Origin of the sequence: Arthrobacter sp. UYEF36 (assembly GCF_040547025.1) — a bacterium.
Lineage (GTDB): Bacteria > Actinomycetota > Actinomycetes > Actinomycetales > Micrococcaceae > Arthrobacter.
In genome coordinates, this window is the sequence record NZ_JBEPOX010000009.1 from 36,840 (window position 1) to 59,150 (window position 22,311).

Annotated in this window: 18 protein-coding genes; 10 read left to right on the forward strand and 8 right to left on the reverse strand. The window is 67.8% G+C overall.

What is annotated here, in order from left to right; translation table 11 throughout:
- Positions 1-85 precede the first annotated feature (85 nt).
- A complete protein-coding gene (locus ABIB29_RS13860; protein WP_354173389.1) occupies positions 86-3,481 on the forward strand; it encodes a pyruvate carboxylase in 3,396 nt (1,131 codons plus the stop codon).
- Positions 3,482-3,663: 182 nt separating this feature from the next.
- Here the strand turns inward: ABIB29_RS13860 and ABIB29_RS13865 are convergent, their stop codons facing one another.
- Positions 3,664-5,484 carry an AMP-dependent synthetase/ligase gene (locus ABIB29_RS13865; protein WP_354173390.1) on the reverse strand — a complete coding sequence of 607 codons (1,821 nt, stop codon included), beginning with the start codon at positions 5,482-5,484 and terminating at the stop codon, positions 3,664-3,666.
- A gap of 181 nt (positions 5,485-5,665) precedes the next feature.
- Between ABIB29_RS13865 and ABIB29_RS13870 the strand changes: the two genes are divergently transcribed.
- Complete coding sequence (locus tag ABIB29_RS13870; protein WP_354173391.1) at positions 5,666-6,757, forward strand: ROK family glucokinase; 1,092 nt, start codon at positions 5,666-5,668, stop codon at positions 6,755-6,757.
- A 60-nt stretch (positions 6,758-6,817) separates the two neighbouring features.
- On the opposite strand, the gene ABIB29_RS13875 is transcribed toward ABIB29_RS13870, so the two are convergent.
- From ABIB29_RS13875 to ABIB29_RS13885, 3 genes are read right to left on the reverse strand one after another with little or no spacing between them, the layout of a single operon-like run.
- Positions 6,818-7,444 (reverse strand): hypothetical protein, encoded by a 627-nt coding sequence (locus ABIB29_RS13875; protein WP_354173392.1) that lies wholly within the window; start codon positions 7,442-7,444, stop codon positions 6,818-6,820.
- Entirely contained in the window at positions 7,437-8,240 is an 804-nt protein-coding gene (locus ABIB29_RS13880) for an alpha/beta hydrolase (RefSeq protein WP_354173393.1), read from the reverse strand. Before ABIB29_RS13880 ends, ABIB29_RS13875 begins: the two co-directional genes overlap by 8 nt.
- Positions 8,237-9,061 carry an alpha/beta hydrolase gene (locus ABIB29_RS13885; protein ID WP_354173394.1) on the reverse strand — a complete coding sequence of 275 codons (825 nt, stop codon included), beginning with the start codon at positions 9,059-9,061 and terminating at the stop codon, positions 8,237-8,239. Before ABIB29_RS13885 ends, ABIB29_RS13880 begins: the two co-directional genes overlap by 4 nt.
- A 111-nt stretch (positions 9,062-9,172) precedes the next feature.
- Between ABIB29_RS13885 and ABIB29_RS13890 the strand changes: the two genes are divergently transcribed.
- Both ABIB29_RS13890 and ABIB29_RS13895 read left to right on the forward strand, forming a co-directional pair.
- Positions 9,173-9,916 carry a lysophospholipid acyltransferase family protein gene (locus tag ABIB29_RS13890; protein ID WP_354173395.1) on the forward strand — a complete coding sequence of 248 codons (744 nt, stop codon included), beginning with the start codon at positions 9,173-9,175 and terminating at the stop codon, positions 9,914-9,916.
- Between the two features lie 79 nt (positions 9,917-9,995).
- A complete protein-coding gene (locus ABIB29_RS13895) occupies positions 9,996-11,429 on the forward strand; it encodes a class II 3-deoxy-7-phosphoheptulonate synthase (RefSeq protein ID WP_502915616.1) in 1,434 nt (477 codons plus the stop codon).
- A 132-nt stretch (positions 11,430-11,561) separates the two neighbouring features.
- Here the strand turns inward: ABIB29_RS13895 and ABIB29_RS13900 are convergent, their stop codons facing one another.
- Positions 11,562-13,715: a Stk1 family PASTA domain-containing Ser/Thr kinase gene (locus tag ABIB29_RS13900; RefSeq protein WP_354173527.1), complete on the reverse strand. Its 2,154-nt coding sequence runs from the start codon at positions 13,713-13,715 to the stop codon at positions 11,562-11,564.
- 117 nt (positions 13,716-13,832) lie between these two features.
- Positions 13,833-15,197 carry a LysM peptidoglycan-binding domain-containing protein gene (locus tag ABIB29_RS13905; RefSeq protein WP_354173396.1) on the reverse strand — a complete coding sequence of 455 codons (1,365 nt, stop codon included), beginning with the start codon at positions 15,195-15,197 and terminating at the stop codon, positions 13,833-13,835.
- Positions 15,198-15,476: 279 nt separating this feature from the next.
- On the opposite strand from ABIB29_RS13905, the gene ABIB29_RS13910 reads away from it, so the two are divergent.
- Positions 15,477-15,830 carry an Rv2175c family DNA-binding protein gene (locus ABIB29_RS13910; protein ID WP_354173397.1) on the forward strand — a complete coding sequence of 118 codons (354 nt, stop codon included), beginning with the start codon at positions 15,477-15,479 and terminating at the stop codon, positions 15,828-15,830.
- Positions 15,831-15,940: 110 nt separating this feature from the next.
- Here ABIB29_RS13910 and ABIB29_RS13915 read toward each other — a convergent pair whose 3' ends face one another.
- Both ABIB29_RS13915 and ABIB29_RS13920 read right to left on the reverse strand, forming a co-directional pair.
- Positions 15,941-17,035: a polyprenyl synthetase family protein gene (locus ABIB29_RS13915; RefSeq protein WP_354173398.1), complete on the reverse strand. Its 1,095-nt coding sequence runs from the start codon at positions 17,033-17,035 to the stop codon at positions 15,941-15,943.
- A complete protein-coding gene (locus tag ABIB29_RS13920; protein ID WP_354173399.1) occupies positions 17,032-17,565 on the reverse strand; it encodes a hypothetical protein in 534 nt (177 codons plus the stop codon). The genes ABIB29_RS13915 and ABIB29_RS13920 overlap by 4 nt, the downstream gene beginning before the upstream one ends.
- 74 nt (positions 17,566-17,639) lie before the next feature.
- Between ABIB29_RS13920 and dinB the strand changes: the two genes are divergently transcribed.
- The 5 genes from dinB (at position 17,640) to ftsL (ending at position 22,291) form a co-directional block, all read left to right on the forward strand.
- Positions 17,640-18,902, forward strand: coding sequence for a DNA polymerase IV (dinB, locus tag ABIB29_RS13925; protein WP_502915617.1), 1,263 nt, complete (start codon positions 17,640-17,642; stop codon positions 18,900-18,902).
- A 289-nt stretch (positions 18,903-19,191) separates the two neighbouring features.
- On the forward strand, positions 19,192-19,566 hold the full coding sequence (locus ABIB29_RS13930) for an SCO2097 family morphological protein (protein WP_354173400.1): 375 nt from the start codon (positions 19,192-19,194) through the stop codon (positions 19,564-19,566).
- A 410-nt stretch (positions 19,567-19,976) separates the two neighbouring features.
- Complete coding sequence (gene mraZ / locus ABIB29_RS13935) at positions 19,977-20,405, forward strand: division/cell wall cluster transcriptional repressor MraZ (protein WP_056431195.1); 429 nt, start codon at positions 19,977-19,979, stop codon at positions 20,403-20,405.
- Between the two features lie 204 nt (positions 20,406-20,609).
- Positions 20,610-21,608: a 16S rRNA (cytosine(1402)-N(4))-methyltransferase RsmH gene (gene rsmH, locus ABIB29_RS13940; RefSeq protein ID WP_354173401.1), complete on the forward strand. Its 999-nt coding sequence runs from the start codon at positions 20,610-20,612 to the stop codon at positions 21,606-21,608.
- Positions 21,605-22,291 carry a cell division protein FtsL gene (ftsL, locus tag ABIB29_RS13945; RefSeq protein WP_354173402.1) on the forward strand — a complete coding sequence of 229 codons (687 nt, stop codon included), beginning with the start codon at positions 21,605-21,607 and terminating at the stop codon, positions 22,289-22,291. The genes rsmH and ftsL overlap by 4 nt, the downstream gene beginning before the upstream one ends.
- Positions 22,292-22,311 lie beyond the last annotated feature (20 nt).

Sequence of the window (22,311 nt, forward strand, 5' to 3'; positions counted from 1 at the left end):
GTCGACACAATAATTTGTGTTTGTCCGTGCAGGTCTTAGACACTGTGACCAATTACCGATACACCCGCGATGATGCAGGAGAAGTATGTTTTCGAAGATTCTGGTGGCCAATCGCGGCGAAATCGCGATCCGTGCCTTCCGCGCCGGCTACGAACTCGGTGCCAAGACTGTCGCCGTCTTCCCGAACGAGGACCGCAACTCCATCCACCGGCAGAAGGCCGACGAGGCCTATCTGATCGGTGAAGAGGGCCACCCCGTCCGGGCCTACCTCGACGTCGATGAAGTGGTGCGCGTGGCCAAGGAATCCGGGGCCGACGCCATCTACCCCGGCTACGGCTTCCTCTCCGAAAACCCGCGGCTGGCGCGGGCCGCGGCCGCGGCCGGCATCACCTTCGTGGGGCCGCCCGCCGAGGTGCTGGAACTTGCCGGCAACAAGGTCGCCGCCCTCGAGGCGGCCCGCAAAGCCGGCGTCCCGGTCCTGAAGTCCAGCCAGCCCTCCAAGGACATGGACGAGCTCATCGCGGCCGCCGACGAGATCGGCTTCCCCATCTTCGCCAAGGCCGTCGCCGGCGGCGGCGGGCGCGGCATGCGCCGCGTCGACACCCGCGACGCCCTCCCCGAAGCGCTGCAGGCCGCCATGCGCGAAGCCGACGCGGCGTTCGGCGACCCCACCATGTTTCTGGAACAGGCCGTGCTGCGCCCCCGCCACATCGAGGTCCAGATCCTGGCCGATGCGGAGGGCAACGTTATGCACCTCTTCGAGCGCGACTGCTCCATCCAGCGCCGCCACCAGAAGGTCATCGAGATCGCCCCGGCGCCGAACCTCGACGAAGGCATCCGGCAGGCGCTCTACCGCGACGCCGTGAAGTTCGCCAAGGCGTTGAACTACGTCAACGCCGGCACCGTGGAATTCCTCGTCGACACCGTGGGGGAGCGGGCAGGACAGCACGTCTTCATCGAAATGAACCCGCGGATCCAGGTCGAGCACACCGTCACCGAGGAAGTCACCGACGTCGACCTCGTCCAGGCACAGCTGCGCATCGCCGCCGGCGAGACCCTGGCGGACCTGGGCCTCTCCCAGGAGACGGTCCAGCTCAAGGGCGCGGCCCTGCAGTGCCGCATCACCACGGAGGACCCGGCCAACGGCTTCCGGCCCGACGTCGGCAAGATCACCGGCTACCGTTCGGCCGGCGGCGCCGGTGTCCGGCTCGACGGCGGCACCGTCTACTCGGGCGCCGAGATCAGCCCGCACTTCGACTCGATGCTGGTCAAGCTGACCTGCCGCGGCCGCGAATACCCGGCCGCCGTGGCCCGGGCCCGCCGCGCCCTCGCCGAGTTCCGCATCCGCGGTGTCTCCACCAACATCTCGTTCCTGCAGGCCGTCCTGGACGACGCCGACTTCATCGCCGGCAACGTGGCCACCTCCTTCATCGACGAACGCCCCGAACTGCTCAAGGCCCGGGTCTCCGCGGACCGTGGCACCAAGCTGCTGACCTGGCTCGCCGAAGTCACCGTGAACAAGCCCAACGGCGAGCTCACCGTCCACAGCGATCCGGCCGCCAAGCTCCCGGCCCTGGACGACGCCGCTGCCCTGCAGGGCTCGCGCCAGCGCCTGCTGGAGCTGGGTCCGGAAGGCTTCGCGAAGGCCCTGCGCGCCCAGACTGCCGTCGCCGTCACGGACACCACGTTCCGCGACGCCCACCAGTCCCTGCTCGCTACCCGGGTCCGTACCCGTGACCTCGTGGCAGCCGGCCCGGCCGTGTCCAAGCTTCTCCCGGAACTGCTTTCCGTCGAGGCCTGGGGCGGCGCCACCTATGACGTCGCCCTGCGCTTCCTCGGCGAGGATCCCTGGGACCGGCTCGCGGCGCTGCGCAAGGCGCTGCCGAATGTCTGCCTGCAGATGCTGCTTCGCGGCCGCAACACGGTCGGCTACACGCCGTACCCGGAAGAGGTCACGGTGGCCTTCGTCAACGAGGCCGCCGCCACCGGCATCGACATCTTCCGCATCTTTGATGCGCTCAACGACGTCAACCAGATGGCCCCGGCTATCCGCGCCGTCCGCGAGACCGGCACGGCCGTCGCGGAGGTCGCCCTGTGCTACACCGCCGACATGCTGGATCCGGACGAGACGCTCTACACCCTGGACTACTACCTGGAGCTGGCCCGGAAGATCGTCGACGCCGGCGCGCACATCCTGGCGATCAAGGACATGGCGGGGCTCCTGCGCCCCGCCGCCGCTGCGCGCCTCGTAACGGCCCTGCGCGAACGCTTCGACCTCCCGGTCCACCTGCACACGCATGACACCGCAGGCGGCCAGCTGGCCACGCTGCTGGCAGCGGTCGACGCCGGAGTGGACGCCGTGGACGTTGCCTCCGCCTCGCTCGCCGGCACCACCAGCCAGCCCTCAGCCTCCGCGCTGGTGGCGGCGCTGGCCCACACGCCCCGCGACACCGGGCTGAGCCTGGCGAACGTGTGTGCCCTGGAACCGTACTGGGAGGCTGTCCGCCGCGTCTACGCACCGTTCGAATCCGGTCTTCCGGGCCCCACCGGGCGGGTCTACCAGCACGAAATCCCCGGCGGCCAGCTCTCCAACCTGCGCCAGCAGGCGATCGCGCTGGGCCTCGGGGAGCGGTTCGAGGCTATCGAGGACATGTACACCGCAGCCGACCGGATCCTCGGCCGGCTTGTGAAGGTCACGCCGTCCTCCAAAGTGGTCGGGGACCTGGCCCTGCACCTCGTGGGACTCAACGCCGACCCGGCGGACTTCAACGAGAACCCGCAGAAATACGACATCCCGGATTCCGTGATCGGCTTCCTCTCCGGTGAACTGGGCGATCCTCCCGGAGGCTGGCCGGAGCCGTTCCGCACCAAGGCGCTGCAGGGCCGCACCGTCAAGGTCCGCGACGTCGAGCTCAGCGCCGAGGACAGCGCCGCCCTCGCGTCCGATTCCAGGACCGTGCGGCAGACCCTCAACCGGCTGCTCTTCGCCGGTCCCACCAAGGACTACCAGAAGAGTGTCGAGTCCTACGGCAACCTCTCGGTGCTGGACACCCGCGACTACCTCTTCGGGCTGCAGCGCGGCGCCGAGCACGAGATCGAGCTGGAGAAGGGCGTCCGCCTGATCGCCTCGCTCGAAGCGGTCTCCGAACCGGACGAGAAGGGTATGCGCACCGTGATGTGCACGCTCAACGGACAGTCCCGCCCGGTCGTGGTCCGTGACCGTTCCGTGGTCAGCAACGTCAAGGCCGCCGAACGCGCCGACACCTCCCAGCCCGGCCACGTGGCTGCTCCGTTCGCCGGCGCCGTCACCCTGACCGTCAAGGCCGGTGAGGCGGTCAAGGCCGGCGACACCGTCGCCACCATCGAGGCCATGAAGATGGAAGCGTCCATTACGACGCCGGTCGCCGGCACGGTCTCCCGTCTCGCCGTCGGCGCGATCGAACAGGTCCAGGGCGGGGACCTGCTGCTGGTCGTCGAATAGCCGCCACGCACCACCGCGCGACACCACCCGAAGACACACCTGCACGACACCAAAGGAGGGTCCTTCCGGCCGAGAGGCTGGAAGGACCCTCCTTCTTAAAGCAACGCGGGGTCAGATGCGGCCCATCCGAAGCCTCCGGATGGGCGTTATCCGACCCCGCGTTGCTTTGCTGGTGTTGCTGCCTACACCTGGGTGGGACGCGGCGTCCCGTACATTTCCTCGATGACGTTCTCGAAGTCCTTCATCACCTGGGCGCGCTTGACCTTCATTGACGGCGTGAGGTGCCCGGAGGCCTCGGTGAAGTCCGCCGGGACGATCCGGAAGGACTTGATGGCCTCGGCCTGGGACACCGACTGGTTGGCACCGTTGATGAGTTCCTGCACCGCGGCCTTGACCACCGGGTTGTCCGTGGCCTCGGCAAGGGTCGTCGAGGCGGGCAGCCCGTGGCGGTGCAGCCAGCCGGGCAGGGCCTCCTCGTCGAGGGTGACCAGCGCGCCGATGAAGGGGCGGTTGTCGCCGACCACCAGCACCTGGGAGACCAAGGCGTCGGCACGGATCTGGTCCTCCAGGAGGGCCGGGACGACGTTCTTGCCGCTGGCCGTGACGATGATTTCCTTTTTGCGCCCGGTGATGGTCAGGAAGCCCTGCTCATCGAGCTGTCCGATGTCGCCGGTCCGGAACCAGCCATCGACAAAGGAGTCGCCGGAGAGGTCTTCACGCTTGTAGTACCCGCGCATGACGCAGACGCCCTTGGCGAGGATCTCACCGTCGTCGGCGATCTTCACGGCGTTGCCGGGAATCGGGGCGCCGACGGAGCCGATCTTAATCAGGTCCGGCGTGTTCACGGTGACGGGGGCCGTGGTCTCGGTCAGCCCGTAGCCCTCCAGGATCTGCATGCCGATGCCCTGGAAGAAGTGCCCCAGCCGTTCGCCCAGCGGACCGCCGCCGGAGACGGCGTGGGCCACCTCGCCGCCCATGGCCGCGCGGAGCTTGCTGTAGACGAGCTTGTCGAAGAGGGTGTGCTTGAGCTTGAGGCCCAGGCCGACCTTGCCGGCCTGGCGGGCGCGGGAGAACTCGATGGCGGTGTCCGCGGCGCGGTGGAAGATGGCGCCCTTGCCACCGTCCTCGGCCTTGGTCAGTGCCGAGTTGTAGACCTTTTCGAAGACCCGCGGCACCGCCAGGATGAAGGTCGGCTTGTAGCTCTGCAGGTCCGGCAGGAGGTTCTTGATGTCCGGGGTGTGGGCCACGGTGACGCCGGCGGCGACCGCGAGCACCGAGATGAAGCGTGCGAACACGTGGGCCAGGGGCAGGAACATGATGGTCCGGGCGTGCTCGTGGACGATCTTGTTCAGCGAGGTGGCGAGCGCATTTTCGGAAAGTTCCACGAAGTTGCCGTGGGTCAGTTCGCAGCCCTTGGGCCGTCCTGTGGTGCCCGAGGTGTAGATGATGGTGGCGAGGTCCTCGAGCGAGGCCAGGCTGCGCCGTGCCTCCAGCTCCTCATTACTGACCGTCGCACCGGCGGCGCGGACCTCGTCAAGGCCGGCCCCTTCGAGCTGCCAGACGTGGGCCAGGGCGGTCAGGCCCTCGGACGTGGCGGCCTGGCGGATGACGCTCTCGTGGTGGGCGGACTCACCGAAGGCGGCGACGGCGCCGGAATCGCCCAGGTTCCAGGCGACCTGGGAGGGGGAGGAGGTCTCGTAGATCGGCACGGAGACGGCGCCGGCGAACCAGATGGCGAAGTCGATGAGGGCCCACTCGTACCGCGTGCGGGACATGATGCCTACCCTGTCACCGGCGCCCACGCCGCTGGCCATCAGGCCTTTGGCGAGCAGGGAAACATCGGCCAGGAAATCGGTGGCCCGGATGTCCTGCCATTGCCCGGCCGCGTCAAGGCGGGAGAACAGGGCCGGGTTGGAAGCCTTCGCGGCCTGGCGCAGGACCAGGTCGGTGACGTTCGTTTCCGGGGGGACGGTGACCAGGGGCGGGACACTGATTTCTCGCACGTTAGCTCCTTTGATATCCATGGACCCGCAAGGGGTACGACTAACACTAGTATGCGGTCGAAAGCATGTGTGTTCCACCACACCTACTGGTGAGTAACCTTTCGGTTTGATAACTCCCGGGGCCGGCCGGAGCGGTGCTTCGGCCTGTCCGCGGCCGCTCCGGAGAATAGGATAAGGAACCATGCACACACCTTCACCCGGACAGCAGCCTGGCCCGTACCGCAGGACGGCCGCCTGGCGGCGCAGGACGCTGGCGGGCGCAGCCGCCGGACCGGCCGGCCAGAGTTTCCGTGAGCACCTGCGGCTGGGCCGCAAAGGCCTTGCGATCGGCGTGGACATTGGCGGCACCAAGGTGGCGGCCGGTGTGGTCGACGCGGAGGGCAGGATCCTCTCCCAGGCCAAGCGGTCCACTCCCGGCAACGACCCCCGCGCGGTAGAACAGGTGATTGTTGAGCTGGTCGAGGAGCTGGGCGAAGGCCACCGGATCTGGTCGGTCGGGATAGGTGCGGCCGGCTGGATGGACCTCGACGGCGGGACCGTCCTGTTCAGCCCCCATCTTGCGTGGCGCAACGAGCCCCTCCGGGACAACCTGCAGCGGCTGCTCCGCCGGCCCGTACTGCTGACCAACGACGCCGATGCGGCCGGCTGGGCGGAGTGGCGCTTCGGCGCCGGGCAGGGACAAAACCGGCTGGTCTGCATCACCCTCGGCACCGGGATCGGCGGCGCCATGGTGATGGACGGCCGGCTGGAACGCGGGCGCTTCGGCGTGGCCGGGGAGTTCGGCCATCAAATCATCATGCCCGGCGGCCACCGCTGCGAGTGCGGCAACCGGGGCTGCTGGGAGCAGTATGCCTCCGGCAATGCGCTGGGCCGGGAGGCCAGGGAACTGGCCGCCGCCAACTCCCCGGTGGCCCAGGAACTGCTTAGAGCGGTGGACGGCCATGTGGAGCGAATCACCGGAGTGATTGTCACCGAACTGGCGAAGGCCGGAGACGCGGCCTCCCGGGAGCTGCTTGAGGATGTCGGGGAGTGGCTCGGACTGGGCCTGGCCAACCTCGCCGCCGCGCTGGATCCGGGCAAGTTCGTGATTGGCGGAGGGCTCTGCGACGCCGGCGAACTGCTGGTGGGCCCGGCCCGGAAGGCCTTCGCCCGGAACCTCACCGGCCGCGGCTTCCGGCCAGCGGCGGAAATCGAGCTGGCGGCCCTGGGCCCGAACGCGGGCCTGATCGGTGCGGCGGACCTGTCCCGGGTCAGCAGCCGCATGCACAGCTAGCAGGACACTGACCGGCCGGCACCGGCACCGGTGCGGTCGCAGGACGCCCGGCCGGGCCCGTCAGATGCGTGCGCCGTCGTCGTGTTCATCCTTTTCGCCGGGCAGCTTCATGATCAGGAAAACCACCGACGCCGCGAAGGCGGCCACCATGGAGATGATGGCCAACAGCGGGGCGGAGCGCCAGAACATTGCGGAGATCAGAAGCGCCACGGGGCCACCCACGGCGCCCAGCCAGGCCAACACTGTCAGCGGATCGGTTCCGGCGAGGCTGGGCGGCTCCTCCGGCACAAAATCACCCGGGCCCAGCGGGTCGTCCTCCGCGCCGTCATAGTCCCGCGGCCCCGGGGCCGTCCCCGTACCCTCGGCGCCGGCAGAGGTGCCCCCGGCGGCCTGGCTTTGCGCCTGCCGCTCCTCGGCGGACAGCTCAACAGGCGCCCCGACGGAAAGCCCCAGCGGGTCGAAGTCGCTGAACGGCCGCGGCGCCGCGGAGCCGGCGGCGTCCGCACTGGCGATAGCGTCCGTGCCGGATGTTTCCGGGCCTTCCGCGTCATCGTTGCTTTCCCGGACGTCCGGTGTCCCGAGGCCGGCGCCGGTGTCCCTGCCTTCCAGCCTCGCGACCAGGTCCAGCCAGACGGCGTCGTCCTGGTTGGCGCTGGAATCCGGAGAGTTGGGGTCCGGTCTAGTCATCTGCCGTGTCCTTTTGGCTAGCGTGGGCGGCGTCCGGGCCGCCTCCCGCACCCAGCGACCGGATGAATTCGGCCGTGCCGCGGAAGATCTCGGGTGCGTCGTTGTCCATCGTAGCCACGTGGTAGCTGTTTTCCAGCCGGATCACCTCCAGCGGGGCGTGGGTCAGTCCGCGGCGCAGGGCCACCATGCTCGAGTCGGAGACCACATGGTCCACGGCGGAACGGTAGACCCGGACCGGGGCGGTGATGCGGGGGAGCAGCCGGACGGTGTCCTTGAACATCCTGTTCAGTTCGTGCGCCGCGGCGACCGGGGTCCGGGGGTACGCCCCCTCGTCGATGCCCGCTTTGAGGATGTCGTTGGCGATCGCCGGGGTGCTCTTGAGCACGAATTTCAGGATGCCCGCCAGCGGTGCCCGGGGATCGTCAATGACAAGGCCGGGGTTGACCAGCACCGCCCCCGCGACCGGACGCGTGGCCGCAAGCCGCAGCGCCAGCGCCCCGCCCATCGACAGCCCGGCCACGACGACCTGCTCACATTCTTCGGCGAGCTCCAGGTAGGCGGCGTCGAGCGCCGCGTGCCAGTCCTGCCAGCGTGTCCGGGCCAGTTCCTGCCAGCTGGTGCCATGCCCGGGCAGCAGCGGCATCCGCACCGCGTAGCCGGCGTCGGCCAGTGACCTGGCCCAGTCCCTGACGCCGTGCGGGCTGCCGGTAAAACCATGCGACACCACGACGCCGGTGGGGGTGCCGGTTCCGGTGAACGTGCTGCTGAACGGTGTGTGGTCCAGGGGAATGGTCATGGGTTCTCCGGGGTGCTGGTGGCGGGCTGGTCTATTAAAACCGTGGTCGGCGGCGCGGCGGCTGCATGGCGCAGGAAGAACTGGACGGACTGCTTGAAGATCAGGGCGGCGTCGACGTCGAGCGTGGCCACATGACCGCTGGCCGGCAACGTGACCACCTCCAGATCCCGGGACCCCAGTCCCTTCCGCAGCAGCTCGATCGAGGAGGGCGGAACCACGATGTCGGTCGCGGACTTGAACACGAGCGCCGGAGCGGCGACGGCGGGCAGTTCGCGCCGCGCCGACCTGAAGAGCCTGCTGAGCTGGTGGACCGCCTCCAGCGGGGTGAGCGAGTAGTCGCCGTCCTCGGTGGCGGACGCCGTCGGATTCGGTTCCTGGAGCGGAACGGTGGTGCGCTGGATGTGCTTCAGCAGGCCGATGTAGCGCACCCGGCGGTCGTAGAAGCTCAGTCCAGGGTTGACGACGGCGACCCCGGTGACGCGGTGGCGCGCCGCGGTGCGCAGGGCGATGGTCCCGCCCATGGAGAGCCCCGCCACGTAGCAGTGCCTGGTGCCGGCGGCGAGTTCCAGATAGGCGTCCTCAAAGGCCCGGTACCAATCCTGCCAGCCGTGGCGGGCCAGGTCGCGCCAGTCCGTGCCGTGCCCCGGCAACAGCGGGACGGAGACCGCGAAGCCCTGCCGGGCCAGATGCTCCGCCCAGGGAAGGACGCTCAGGGGGCTGCCGGTGAAGCCGTGGCAGATGGCCACGCCGATGCCCGCATTGGCGCCGTGGCCGGGATATCTGAACGCTGCGGGCGCCAGGGGAGTGCTGCTTCCGGTCATGAGCCCATCGTGTCACTGTTCCGGACAAAACTCACTAGAGTAGGGTGTCATTGAAGTGCTGGCCGGGTCCGGTGGAGGGCCGGCCAGACGCCTTCCGGAGAGGTTCACCACGTGTTTTATTGGTTCATGAAGACGTTTGTTCTCGGACCGGTCCTGAAGACGCTTTTCAGGCCCTGGGTCAAGGGCCTGGACAACGTCCCTGCCGAGGGCGCAGCCATTCTGGCCTCCAACCATCTCTCCTTTTCCGACTCCATCTTCATGCCGCTAATGGTGCCCCGTCCCGTTGTTTTCCTCGCCAAGTCGGAGTACTTCACCGGCAAAGGGGTCAAAGGCAGGCTCACGGCCACCTTCTTCCGGCTGACCAACCAGTTGCCGATGGACCGCTCCGGCGGTGCGGCGTCCGCGCTCTCGCTCAATGCCGGCATGGACGTGCTGAAGAACGGCTCGCTCCTGGGCATCTACCCCGAGGGCACCCGCAGCCCAGACTCCCGGCTGTACCGCGGCAAGGTGGGGGTGGCGCGGCTGGCCCTGCAGGCCCGCGTCCCGGTAGTCCCGGTCGCGATGATCGGAACGGACAAGGTCCAGCCGATCGGCAAACGGATGCCCAACATCCGGCGCATCGGGATGATCTTCGGCGAACCACTGGACTTCAGCCGGTACTACGGCATGGAGGATGACCGGCTGATCCAGCGGTCCGTGACCGATGAGATCATGTATGAACTCATGCGGCTCTCCGGCCAGGAATACGTCGACGAGTACGCTGCCGTCGTCAAGCTCCGGCTCGCCGGGAAAGCCACCGAAGTGCCGGAGGACGGCGCCGCGGGCGCCGGTCCGGCAGCGCCGGGAAGTGCATGACCGGAGCGTGTGACGGGACCCGGGCCGTCAATGACGGCCCGGGTCCGACGATCGCCACGGAGGCAACTATCCTTAGAGGGTGACTGAGCTATCTGCGCCTTCGGCCTTCCCCCTGAACAGTTCCCTGAGCGGCTCGCCCGTGGCGGGCTCCGCCCTGACCAGCACCGCCCAAAGCGGTGCCGCCAACTATCCCGGCCTGGACCACTGGCGGGAACTGCCGGCCTCCCAGCAGCCGAGCTGGTCTGACAAGGGCGTCTTCGACGCCTCCGTCAAGGAACTGTCCGTCCTCCCGCCGCTGGTCTTCGCGGGCGAAGTGGACATCCTGCGCGAACGCCTCGCCGCGGCGGCGCAGGGCAAAGCGTTCCTGCTCCAGGGCGGCGACTGCGCGGAAACGTTCGAGGCCGCCACGGCGGACAAGATCAGCGCCCGCGTCCGCACCATCCTGCAGATGGCAGTGGTCCTCACCTACGGCGCCGCCATGCCGGTCATCAAGATGGGCCGGATGGCCGGGCAGTTCGCCAAGCCGCGCTCGTCCAACGATGAGACCCGGGAAGGCGTCACGCTGCCGGCCTACCGCGGCGACATCGTCAACGGCTACGACTTCACCCCGGAGTCCCGCGCCCACGACGCCGGCCGGATGCTGAAGGCCTATCACACCTCCGCGTCCACCCTGAACCTGATCCGGGCGTTCACCCAGGGCGGCTTCGCGGACCTGCGGCTGGTGCACCAGTGGAACAAGGGCTTCACCGAAAATCCCGCCCACGCACGCTACGAGTCACTGGCCCGGGACATCGACCGTGCCATCAAGTTCATGTCGTCCTGCGGCGCTGACTTCGAGGCCCTCAAGCGCGTGGAGTTCTACGCCAGCCACGAAGCGCTGCTGCTCGACTACGAGCGTGCCCTGACCCGCATTGACTCCCGCACCGGCTACCCGTACGACACCTCCGCGCACTTCCTCTGGATCGGTGAGCGCACCCGCGAACTGGACCACGCCCACGTCGACTTCCTCTCCCGGGTCCGCAACCCGATCGGTGTGAAGCTGGGGCCGGGCACCAGCGGCGACGACGCGCTGCGCCTGATCGACAAGCTGGACCCGGACCGCGAACCCGGCCGCCTGACCTTCATCACCCGGATGGGTGCCGGCAACATCCGCGAGAAGCTGCCCCCGATCGTGGAGCGGGTCACCGCGTCCGGCGCCCAGGTCCTCTGGGTCACCGACCCGATGCACGGCAACACGGTCACCTCGCCGAACGGCTACAAGACCCGGAACTTCGACGACGTCATTGATGAGGTGCGCGGCTTCTTCGAGGTCCACCACGCGCTCGGCACGGTCCCCGGCGGGCTGCACGTCGAAATGACCGGCGACGACGTGGCCGAGTGCCTCGGCGGGGCCGATCCGGTGGACCAGGAGTCCTTCCTGGACCGCTATGAATCAGTTTGCGATCCCCGCCTGAACCACATGCAGTCCCTCGAGATGGCCTTCCTGGTGGCCGGGGCCCTGGCCAAGCGCTAAGGCACCCGTCCAGCGGGTCCGCCCGCCCGGCACAAAGCTCCGCCCCGGCTGAATCAGCCGGGGCGGAGCTGTTGATCCGGCGGCAGCCGGATTATCCGTTCTCAGACCCGCGGTGTTACCCGGACCAGACGGTCAGACCACGGTCAGGGTGACCACGGAGCCCTCCGGAACCTTCTTGTTCACGGGGTCCTGGTCCCGGACCGTGCCGAAGAACCCGCCCAGGATCTCGTTCACCCGGACTTCGAAGCCCAGCTCCCGGAGGGCGTCCCTGGCCTCGTCGACCTGATCGCCGATGAAGCTCGGAACGTCAACGAGCCTGGGCCCCTTGGACACGGTCAGGGTGACGGTGCCGCCCCGGATGAGGTTTCCGGAGGCCGGGTCCTGCGCCACCACGGCGCCCTTGGGCACGCTGCGGTCAAAGACGGTTTCCGGCGAGACCACGGCCTTCAGGCCGGCGGCTTCGATGGCCGCGACCGCGTCGCCCTGATCCTGGCCCCGCACGTCCGGCACCGGAATGGGCTGCGGGCCTTTGGACACGGTGAGGTCCACCGGGGTGCCGTGGCGGACCGGATTGCCGCTGCGCGGTGCCTGCGCCAGGACGGTGCCGGCGGCCGCGGATTCATCAAAGGTTTCAGAGATCTGCCCGAGGGCCATACCCGCGCCGTTGAGGGCGGTCTTGGCCTCGTCCAGGGACCCCCCGACCAGGTCCGGCAGAGGAAACAGCTCGGGACCCCTGGAGACCGCGAGGGACACCGGCTGGAACTTCCGGATGACTTCCCCGGCTGCCGGAACAGAACCGACCACCAGCCCGGGGGCGACGTCGTCGTCGAAGACGTCCCTGGTGGTGGACTGGAATCCGGCCGTGCGGAGCAGTTGCTGGGCCTCCGCCACCGTCTTGTTCGCGAGCTGCGGAACCGTGCCGGGGGAGCCCGGTCCCATGCCGAAGAACCAGCCGGCCCCGCCGGCCAGCAAAGCCGCGATGACCAGGACAAGAATCCACAGCAGCCCCCGGCGGCGGGGGTTCCCCTCGCGCAGGGTCCGGACCGGCGTGGCCGCGGCACGCTGGCGCGCCTTCTCCTCGTCACGGTCGAGTTTGCGCTGCGCCCGCTTGCTGGCAGGAACTGCGGAATTGTTTCCGTCGTCGTAGTTGGCGTAGTTGGCGTAGTTGGCGTAGCTGTTGTAGTTCACGTCGTCGGGGGCGGACAGCGGGCCGTAGCCGGGGTGGCGCGGGGCCGCGGACATCACGGTGGTCGGGTTGCTGCCGCGGGCGATGAACTCCGTGGGCTGCTGGCGGCCGCCGATCACTTCGGTGGCGCCGCTGCCGTCGCGGGGCTCCGGGGAGCCGCCGGGGCGCCGGGCCGGCGGGCTGGGGGTGGGCGGCACGGCCGGGACGGCCGGACGCGCCGGACGCGCCGCCGGGGGCTGCAGGTCGAGTTCGGCGTCGCTGAGGTTCCTCCGGATGTGGCGGAGTTCGGAGAGCAGGGCGCTTCCGTCGACGGGGCGCTTGTCGGGGTCGTTGGCGGTGCACCACTGCACGAGTTCGTCAATTTCAGCGGCGAGTCCCGGCACGAGCCCGGAGGGGGCGCCGACAGCAGAGTTGACGTGCTGGTAGGCGACCTGGATGGGGACCTCGCCGTCGAATGGCTGCCGGCCGGTGATCATCTCGTACAGCATGATCCCGACCGAGTAGATGTCACTGCGCGCGTCGGCCTGCCGGCCCAGCACGAGTTCAGGGGAGAGGTACGCCACGGTGCCGATCAGCGCCCCGGTGCTGGTCGACGTCGAAATGGCGCGGGCCAGCCCGAAGTCGCCGAGCTTGATCCGTCCGTCGTCGGCGATCAGAACGTTCTCGGGTTTGATGTCCCGGTGGATGAGGCCCGCTTCATGGGCCGCCCCCAGGCCCTCGACGACGGGGTCGATCAGCGCCAGGGCAAGGCGCGGAGGAAGCGCGCCCTTGTCCTTGAGGACGTCGCGCAGGGTGTGGCCCTTGATGTACTCCATCACCAGGTAGGCCACCCGGTCATCCTCGCCCTGGTCCAGCACTCCCACGACGTGCGGATGCGACAGCCGGGCCGCGGCCTTGGCCTCGCGGCCCAGCCGGTCGAGGAACTGCGGGTCCCCGGTCATGTGGGGGTGCAGCACCTTCAGTGCCACATCCCGCTCCAGCCGGCGGTCGGTGGCCACATACACAGTGGACATCCCGCCGCTGGCGAGCCTGGACTGAATCAGGTACCGGCCATCCACCAGAGTGCCAACGAGAGGGTCCGACGAGTAATCCTGCACTATACGATCCTAATCGCTGCACGGAAACGGGCCCGAATCAACATGCGATCCGGGCCCGTATCGTTATCAGTCGTGGCTTGGCCGTGGCTTGGACGGGGCGGCCGTGGCTGCTCTGGACTTCTAGCCGAAGTTCTTCTGGTGCGCCTTGATGGACTCCACGTAGCGCTTGGTGTCGTCGTACATGCCGTACTTGCTGACCGAGTACTGTCCCTGGTAGTAACCCGCGATGGCGGAGTCCTGGTCCGGGCTGGTGCGGAGCAGCTGGCGGATGATCGCGACGCCGGCCGTGGCGTTGTCGTACGGGTCCAGCAGGTTCAGCTGGCGGCCCACGAGGTCCGACGCCCACTCACCCGAGGAGGGGATGACCTGCATGGTGCCGATCGCGTTGGCCGGGGAGACCGAGCGGTGGTCGAAGCTGGATTCCTGGAACGCGAAGGCCAGGGCGAGTGACGGATCGACGCCCATGCGGCGGGCGGTGTCCGCGACGATGGTCTTCATCTGTTCGCGGCTGGGCACCGGCGAGGCGTTCAGCAGGGCCTTGTTCTGGTTGGCGGAGCTGACAACGGCGGCCGGGTACGTGTAGCCGAGGAAGGTGCTCGGGACGAGCGGCGTGACCGTGGCAGCGGGAGGAGTCGACGCCGGGGTGATGGCCCCGCCCGGCAGGGCCAGCTTCTGGCCGGGGTAGATGATGCTGCTCGTCGTCAGGCGGTTGGCGGACAGGATGTCGGCGAGCTTGACGCCGTTCCGTGCGGCGATTCCGGAGAGGGTGTCGCCGGACTTGATGGTGTAGGAACCTGACGCGGGGGCCGGTGCCGCCGGGGTCGAGGCCGTCGCCACCGGGGCGGGGGCTGCCGGGGCCGGGGCAGGTGCCGCGGCCCCGCCGATCTTGATCTGCTGGCCGGGGTAGATGATGGAGCCCAGGTTGAGCCCGTTCCAGCCGAAGACCTCGGAAAGCTTGACTCCGTGGCGGGCCGCGATGGCGCCAAGGGTGTCGCCCGACTTCACGGTGTAGACGCTGCCGGCAGCGGCGGCGGGAGCCGCGGGCTCCGGCGCTGTGGCCGGGCCGCCGAGTTTGATCTTCTGGCCGGGGTAGATGATGGTGTTCGCCTGCAGCCCGTTCACTTCCAGGATGGCGTTCGTGTCCAGGCCAAACTTGCCGGCGATTCCGCTGATCGTGTCACCGCGGGCGATCGTGTACTCCTCGGGGGCGGAAACCTGGGCCGGCCGGAAGGCGGACGGCACAGCCGCCGGGACGGAACTGGCAGGAATCAACGCGGAACCCAGCGACCGGGCGGTCTGCGCCTGGGCCTGGGCCTGCATGGCCGCAGCAAGGGTGGCCGGGATGGCGCGGGTGCGGGACTCGGCCGCGGCCGGCTGGGCGATCGCCAGAGAAGACAGGACGACGGCGGGAAGGGCCGCCGTCGTGGCCGCAATCATCGGCAGGCTGGGCCGCGCAGTGGGCTTTGGCGAACGTGACGTCGTCATGGGAAAGGTCCTCTTCTCAGCGGCGAACGCTGCGGGTGTGGCCGGCAGTACTGGTGTTACCAGTGTGACTCAAGTTATTGCAGTTACAAATGTGATCCATGTGAATCTCTCATGATTTGGGAATTAGCACAAGAAGTGTTTGACATTCTGCAAGGGAGGTCCGCGGAGTGTCGGTCAGAGGGGGCCGCGGCGCGGACGGAATCGGCGCCGGGGGCGGCCGGAGTTAAACGGGGCGTCGTCGACTAGGCGCAGAGCCTGCCGGCATGGCAATCTTGATCCGTGAGTAATGTAGAAAGCCTTGTGGGCGAATGGCTGCCCCTGCCCGATGTCGCACAGCTTCTGAACGTTTCGATTACCAAGGTTCATGCGCTTCTTGATGAACGTGCGCTGGCGGCACTGAGGGTCGGGGAACGACGGATCCGCTGCGTTCCTGCGGACTTCATCCAGGACGGTCATGCTGTTGAAAGCCTCAAGGGAACGATCGTGGTCCTCGCGGACGCCGGCTATTCCGACGAGGAACTCGTTACCTGGTTGTTTACGCCGGACGATTCCCTGCGCGGCCGTCCGATCGACGCCCTCCGGGAGGGGCGCAAAACGGAAATCCGGCGCCGGGCGCAGTCGCTGGCCTGGTAGCCGCAACCAACGTCCCATTCTGAACTAATGCAGGCCCTGTCCCTCAGTTGTGAGGTGCAGGGCCTGCATTGTTGGTGCCGCCGGGTTCCGGTGCCGCCGGGGGCTGCGGTTCAGGCCGCGCGGCTGACCGTGGCCTCGGCCAGCTTCCGGAGCGCCGTCTTGGGCAGTTCCTCCAACGGCAGGAGATCCAGGGCAGCGAACGCTGCGCGTCCAAATTCCTCGATCAGGACTTCCGTGGCCTGGAGCGCGCCGCAGTCCGCGATGATGCGGCGGATTTCGTCCACGTCGGCATCGCCCAGCCCGGGGCTGCCCAGCTTTGCGTCGATGAACGCGGACTCGGCGGGGCTGGCCAGGTCCAGGGCAAAGGCGATCAGGACGGTCCGCTTGCCTTCCCGGAGATCGTCTCCCGCCGGTTTGCCGGTGGTAACAGGATCACCGAAGACTCCCAGGACGTCGTCGCGGAGCTGGAAGGCCTCGCCCAACGGAAGGGCGAATGCCGAGTAGCCCCGCAGCAGCTCGTCGTGGGCGCCGGCCAGGGCGCCGCCCAAAGCCAGCGGATGTTCGGTGGAGTACTTGGCCGACTTGAACCGGATGATGGACTGGGCGCGGCTGACGGCTCCGGCCCGGTCCCGACGGGGACCCGCCACCTCCTCCAGGATATCCAGGTACTGGCCCGCCATGACCTCGGCGCGCATCAGGTTGAAGATCAGCCGCGCCCGGCTCCCGGAGGCTGCGCTCTGCCCGATCTCGGTAAAGGATTCCTCGCTGAAGGACAGGCACAGATCGCCGGTCAGGATGGCGGCCGCGTGCCCGAACCGTTCGCTGTCCAGTGCCCAGCCCTGCGTCTCGTGCAGTTCGCTGAAGCGCCGGTGCACGCTGGGGCCGCCCCTGCGGGTGTCAGAGCGGTCGATGATGTCGTCGTGGATCAGGGCGGCTGCCTGGAACAGCTCCAGCGCGGAGCCTGCCGTCACGATCTCGTTGGCTCCCGCCCCGCCGCCCGCGCCCCGCCAGCCCCAGTAGCACATCAGCGCCCGGAGGCGTTTGCCGCCGGTGACGAGGTTCGAGATGGACCCCATCAGCGGATCGATGTCCGGGGAGATCGAGGACATCACCGCCTGGCGGGTGGCCAGGAAATCGGTGAGCTTCCCGGCGACTGCGGCAACATAGGCAGTTTGTTCCAGACGCAGCTGCTCCGCGAGGGTCACTTGACGGACTCGGCGGCGACGTTCGCACCGATGGTGAAGGTGGAGACGCCGGCGGTTTCCAGCACGGAAATGTTGACTGTCTCGGTGTCACCGCGGAGGAAGTCCTTGGACGGCACGGCTCCCACAGTTTCACCCGGAACGGCCTTGAAGCCCTGGGCCTCCAGTTCCTTCGTGTAGAAGGCGAGCACTTCGGCCGACGGCGCAGAGATGCTGCCGACCAGTGCCACCGTAGCGGGTTCCGTGGTCTTGTCGAAGCTGCTGGAGACGACCTTCGCCCCGGGCATCACCGGCAGGAGCGTTTCCGGGAACCCGGGAACCATCGCACCGACGGTGGCCGAGGTGCCGGGTTCGGCGGAGGGGCTGGCCGGCGCCGTCGTGGTGGGCCCGGCCGCGGACGGCGCAGCCGAGGCGGACGAGGAGCCCGAGGAAGTGGTCCCGGGGTTGGCGGGTGTGCAGGCGGCCAGGGCCATCAGCGTGCCCGCCGCCAAGACGGCTACCGCAGCGCGGCTGCGCTGTCCTAATACCTTCACAGGGACTTTCCTCCTGGTGTTGACGCCGGATGCAGCCTCCAGTTTAGTCAGTCCCGGGGCATAGGATTGAAGTTGTGGGGCCGGACCAGGATAAACAGCAGCGGGAGCAGTCTCCCCAGGGCGCAGCCAGGCGGCCCAGCGAAGCGCAACTGCGGGAGCTCCGGCGGAGCAGCATCATGCACGTGGACATGGACGCGTTCTTTGTTTCCGTGGAACTGCGCAGCCGTCCCGCGCTCGTGGGCAAACCTGTCATCGTGGGCTACCCGGCCGACCGGTCGGTCGTGCTGTCCGCCTCGTACGAGGCCCGGAAATTTGGCGTCAAGTCCGCCATGCCGATGGTGGTGGCCATGCGGATGTGCCCCTCCGCCGTCGTTATCGAGCCCCGGCACAGGCTCTACTACGAGGTGTCGGGCCAGATTATGGAGATCTTCGGGTCGATTACCGAACTGGTGGAGCCGCTCAGCGTGGACGAGGCCTTCCTCGACGTCGGGGGAGCGATCCGGCGGCTGGGCCCGCCCCGCGGGATCGGCGAACTCATCCGCACCCGGGTCCGCAGTGAGCTGGGCATCACCGCTTCCGTGGGGATAGCCGCCAGCAAGTTCGTGGCGAAGATTGCCTCCACCCGGTGCAAGCCGAACGGGCTGCTGCTCATCGGGCCGGAGGAGACTGTCCCGTACCTGCACAGCCTTCCGGTCAGCGCCCTCTGGGGCGTCGGCGCCAAAACGGTTGAGGTGCTGTCCCGGATGGGCATCCGGACCGTCGCGGATGTCGCGGCGTCCCCGCTCCCGTCCCTCCGGAAGGTGCTCGGCGCTTCCGGTGAACACGTTTACCGGCTGTCGTGGGGCATCGACCCCCGACCGGTGACCCCCGTCCGACTCGAGAAGAGCATCGGCGCGGAAGAGACCTTTGCGGTGGACACCGCCGACGGGGCACTGCTACACCGGGAATTGCTGCGCCTGTCGCACCGGACGGCGGAGCGGCTCCGCAGTGCCGGCATGCACGCGCGCACCGTGGCCCTCAAGCTGCGCTACGCGGACTTCTCCACGATCACCCGCAGCCGCACGGTCAGCACCCCGATCGACAGCGCCCAGCTGCTCTACGCCGTCGCCGTCCAACTCCTGGAGTCGGTCGGTGACCGCCCCATGACCGTGCGGCTTGTGGGCATCCGGGCCGAACAGCTCGAAGAAGCCGCGCAGGCGCCCCTGCAGCTGAGCCTTGACCGCCGGGACGACAACTGGCGCGCCGCGGAGCAGGTCCTGGACCAGGTGACCCGGAAATTTGGCACAAAATCAGTGCTTCCGGCCAGGCTCCTGGACCCCGGAAGCAACTCGGGCTGATCCTTGGGATGTCAATCCGCCACTTCTTGAAGTCAAGGGGACGTTTGGCATCTTTCAGAACAGGGCGCAACAAACTATCCTTATTAGTACGTAATTAGTACGTAAGTTTGGAACGACTGGATCGAGCGTCCGGACTAATGCAGGACCAGCTGACCACCCGGGAACGGGCCGTGAAGACCCCCAATCGACCAATGGCGGCGAATGGGAACCACACGGGAATCCCGCACGTTGTGGGATTAGGGACACTGGCCGCGTCAGTCTGGACGTTGGCCGACTTAAGGAGGTCGTGATGCCGCTCTCGGAGCACGAACAGAAGTTGCTGGAGCAACTTGAGAAGCAGCTGCATGAGGACGATCCAAAGTTCGCCAGCTCGATGGGCTCGGACGCGGGACGTTCATGGTCAACCCGCCATCTGGTGATCGGTGTCCTGGCCACCTTGGCAGGCGTCGTGCTTCTGCTATTTGGCGTGACGATCCAAAACATCTTCGTCGGAGTTCTGGGCTTCGTGGTCATGGGTGCCGGGGTCTACTACGCCACCATGCGCGGGGCGGCTGCCGGCAAAGCCAAGGCCGAGGATGCGGCCCGGAAGTCCGGGAAGCCCAGGAGTTCGTTCATGAGCAATCTTGAGGAACGCTGGGACGAACGGCACCGCGGGGAACCCTAGGTTCCGTCCGGTCCGCCGGACCTCCCCGTCGATCTCCACTTTCCACCACAGGGGAAACCCAGGTGGCATCAAAGACCCGCTCCGGCGGGTCTTTTTTCGTTAATCGGGGTTTCGAGCCGCGATGTGCGCCGAATGCCGGGCCGCAGGAGCCCCGCCGGACCCCGCGGGTTCGTCCTGGGCCCCGCACCGGAGGCCGGAGCGGCACGGCCCTGCAGATTCCCTCCACTGTGCCCCACCCGCCCCAATTCCCAGCCATAACAGGGATACGGGGCCGTCGATCCCACAAATTGAGGCCGAATCGTTCGGCGTGTCGTTGACTGTGGAGGGATGTGGAGTAATGTGGAGGACGTAAGAGGGTAGTGGCAGCACAGGGGACGTTGGGCTTCCTACGAACAGACAGGCGGTGGGCCGTGTTTCTCGGCACACATTCGCCGCGTCTGGACGAAAAAGGCCGAATCATCCTCCCCGCGAAGTTCCGTGAGGAGCTTGCTGGCGGGCTGGTTCTCACACGGGGCCAGGAACGCTGCATCTACGTCTTCAGTGAGGCGGAATTCGGCCGGGTCCACGAGCAAATGCGGGAGGCACCAATCTCCAACAAGCAGGCTCGTGACTACATCCGTGTTTTTCTCTCTGGAGCCTCCGACGAGGTACCTGACAAGCAGGGGCGCGTGACGATTCCGCCGGCGCTCCGGGAGTACGCAGGGCTGGGCAGGGAACTCGCCGTTATTGGTGCAGGCACCCGCGCGGAGATCTGGGACGCCCAGGCCTGGAACGAGTACCTCGCTGAAAAGGAAACGGCCTTCTCGGAGACCGACGATGCAATACCGGGGATTCTCTGAAGCCCCACAGGAACCAACCAGCCAAGCAGTACTGCACGATTCTTGACCGAGATCTCCAGCCGCCCATCGGGCTGTTTTCCTGGCTCACTTCCCCGGAGCCAGGCAGACGCAGGATAGGCGCGGATGGGGATCTGGATCAAGAAGCGGCACACACACCCAGCAACCGCACTCCATAAATCAGCCGGACCACGAAAGGACGCAGGCATGACGGACCCTGACCAGTCGAAGCCCACGTCCGAACGTCATGTACCGGTCCTCAAGGACCGGTGCATCAATTTGTTGGCACCCGGATTCGAAACGGCGCGCAGCCGAGGCGAGACCCCCGTGGTCATTGACGCCACCCTGGGCATGGGCGGACACTCCGAAGCCATGCTCCAGCGCTTTCCGGACCTGCACCTGATCGGCATCGACCGTGACGAGGAAGCCCTCGCCCTCGCGGGGGAGCGACTGGCGCCCTTCGCCGGCCGGATCGACCTGGTGCACGCGGTGTATGACGAAATCCCCGAAATCCTCGAGGACCTCGGCTTCGCGGAGGTCCACGGGGTCCTGATGGACCTCGGGGTCTCGTCGCTCCAGCTGGACGAACGGGAACGTGGCTTCGCCTACTCCTTCGACGCCCCGCTGGACATGCGCATGGACACGAGCCGCGGCCAGACCGCCGCCGACGTCGTCAACAACTACAGCGAAGAGGACCTGGTCCGGATCATCCGGAAATGGGGCGAGGAGAAGTTTGCCGGCCGCATCGCCAACCGGATCGTCACCGCCCGCGCGGCGAAGCCCTTCACCACCACAGGTGAGCTCGTTGAACAGATCCGTGATGTGGTCCCCGCCGGCGCCGCAAAGTCGGGTGGACATCCGGCGAAGCGGACCTTCCAGGCGCTCCGGATCGAGGTCAACGAAGAACTCGATGTCCTGGACCGCGCCATCCCCGCGGCCATCAACGCCATCGCAGTCGGCGGCCGCGTCGTCGTTATGTCGTACCACTCGCTGGAAGACAAGATCGTCAAGGGCTTCTTCCAGGCAGGATCCAAATCCTCCGCACCGCTCGGCTTCCCCGTGGAACTCGAAGAGCACAAAGCCGAGCTGAAAACCCTGACGAAGGGCACCGAAGTGCCCACCGCCGCTGAAATCGCCGAGAACCCACGCGCCGCTTCCGCCAGGCTCCGCGCCGTGGAACGTATCAAAGCCAGGAGGGCCGCATGAGCACTGCCGCTGTCAACAGATTCCCCGTTGCCACCGACGCGACAGCCCGCGCCCTGCCCGGGATCACTCCCGGAACCGGCCCCTCCCGGAAAGCGCGCACCCCGCTCTCCCTGGTCCGGTCGACCCCGCAGAAGCGGCGTGCCCCGTTCGTCGTCCTCTGCTTTGGCCTCCTTGCAATAGCCCTGATGGCGGTACTGGTCCTCAACATCTCCGTTTCCACCGCGCAGTACCAGCTGGTGCAGCTGCGGAGCGAGCAGTCCACGCTGACGAAACAGAACCAGGACCTCACCCAGCAGGTGCAGAACTTCGACGCCCCGCAGAACCTGGCCGCCAAGGCCACGGAGCTGGGCATGGTGGCTTCGACCGGGAAGGGCCAGATCGACCTTTCCACCCTGACCGTCACGGGCAAAGCCAAGCCTGCGGTCAAGGGCGACGCCCCCGGCGCCGTCATAGCCGCCCCGGCCGTGGCCGGACAACTCAGCGTCGTTCCGCCGGCCACCGTCAAGGAGCCGCTCGCGAACCGCAAACCCGCGGCAGCCGCCGCGGCCGCCGCGCCGGCCGCCGCGGAACCGGCCGCCAAGGCCGTACCGGCCCCTCCGGCCGCCGCCGCCCCGGCCGTTCCGGCAGTCGAACTCCACGGCGGCTCCGTTCCCGCCCCCGCGCAGAAGGTTCCGGGACAGTAACGCAGGACGGACCACCAGCC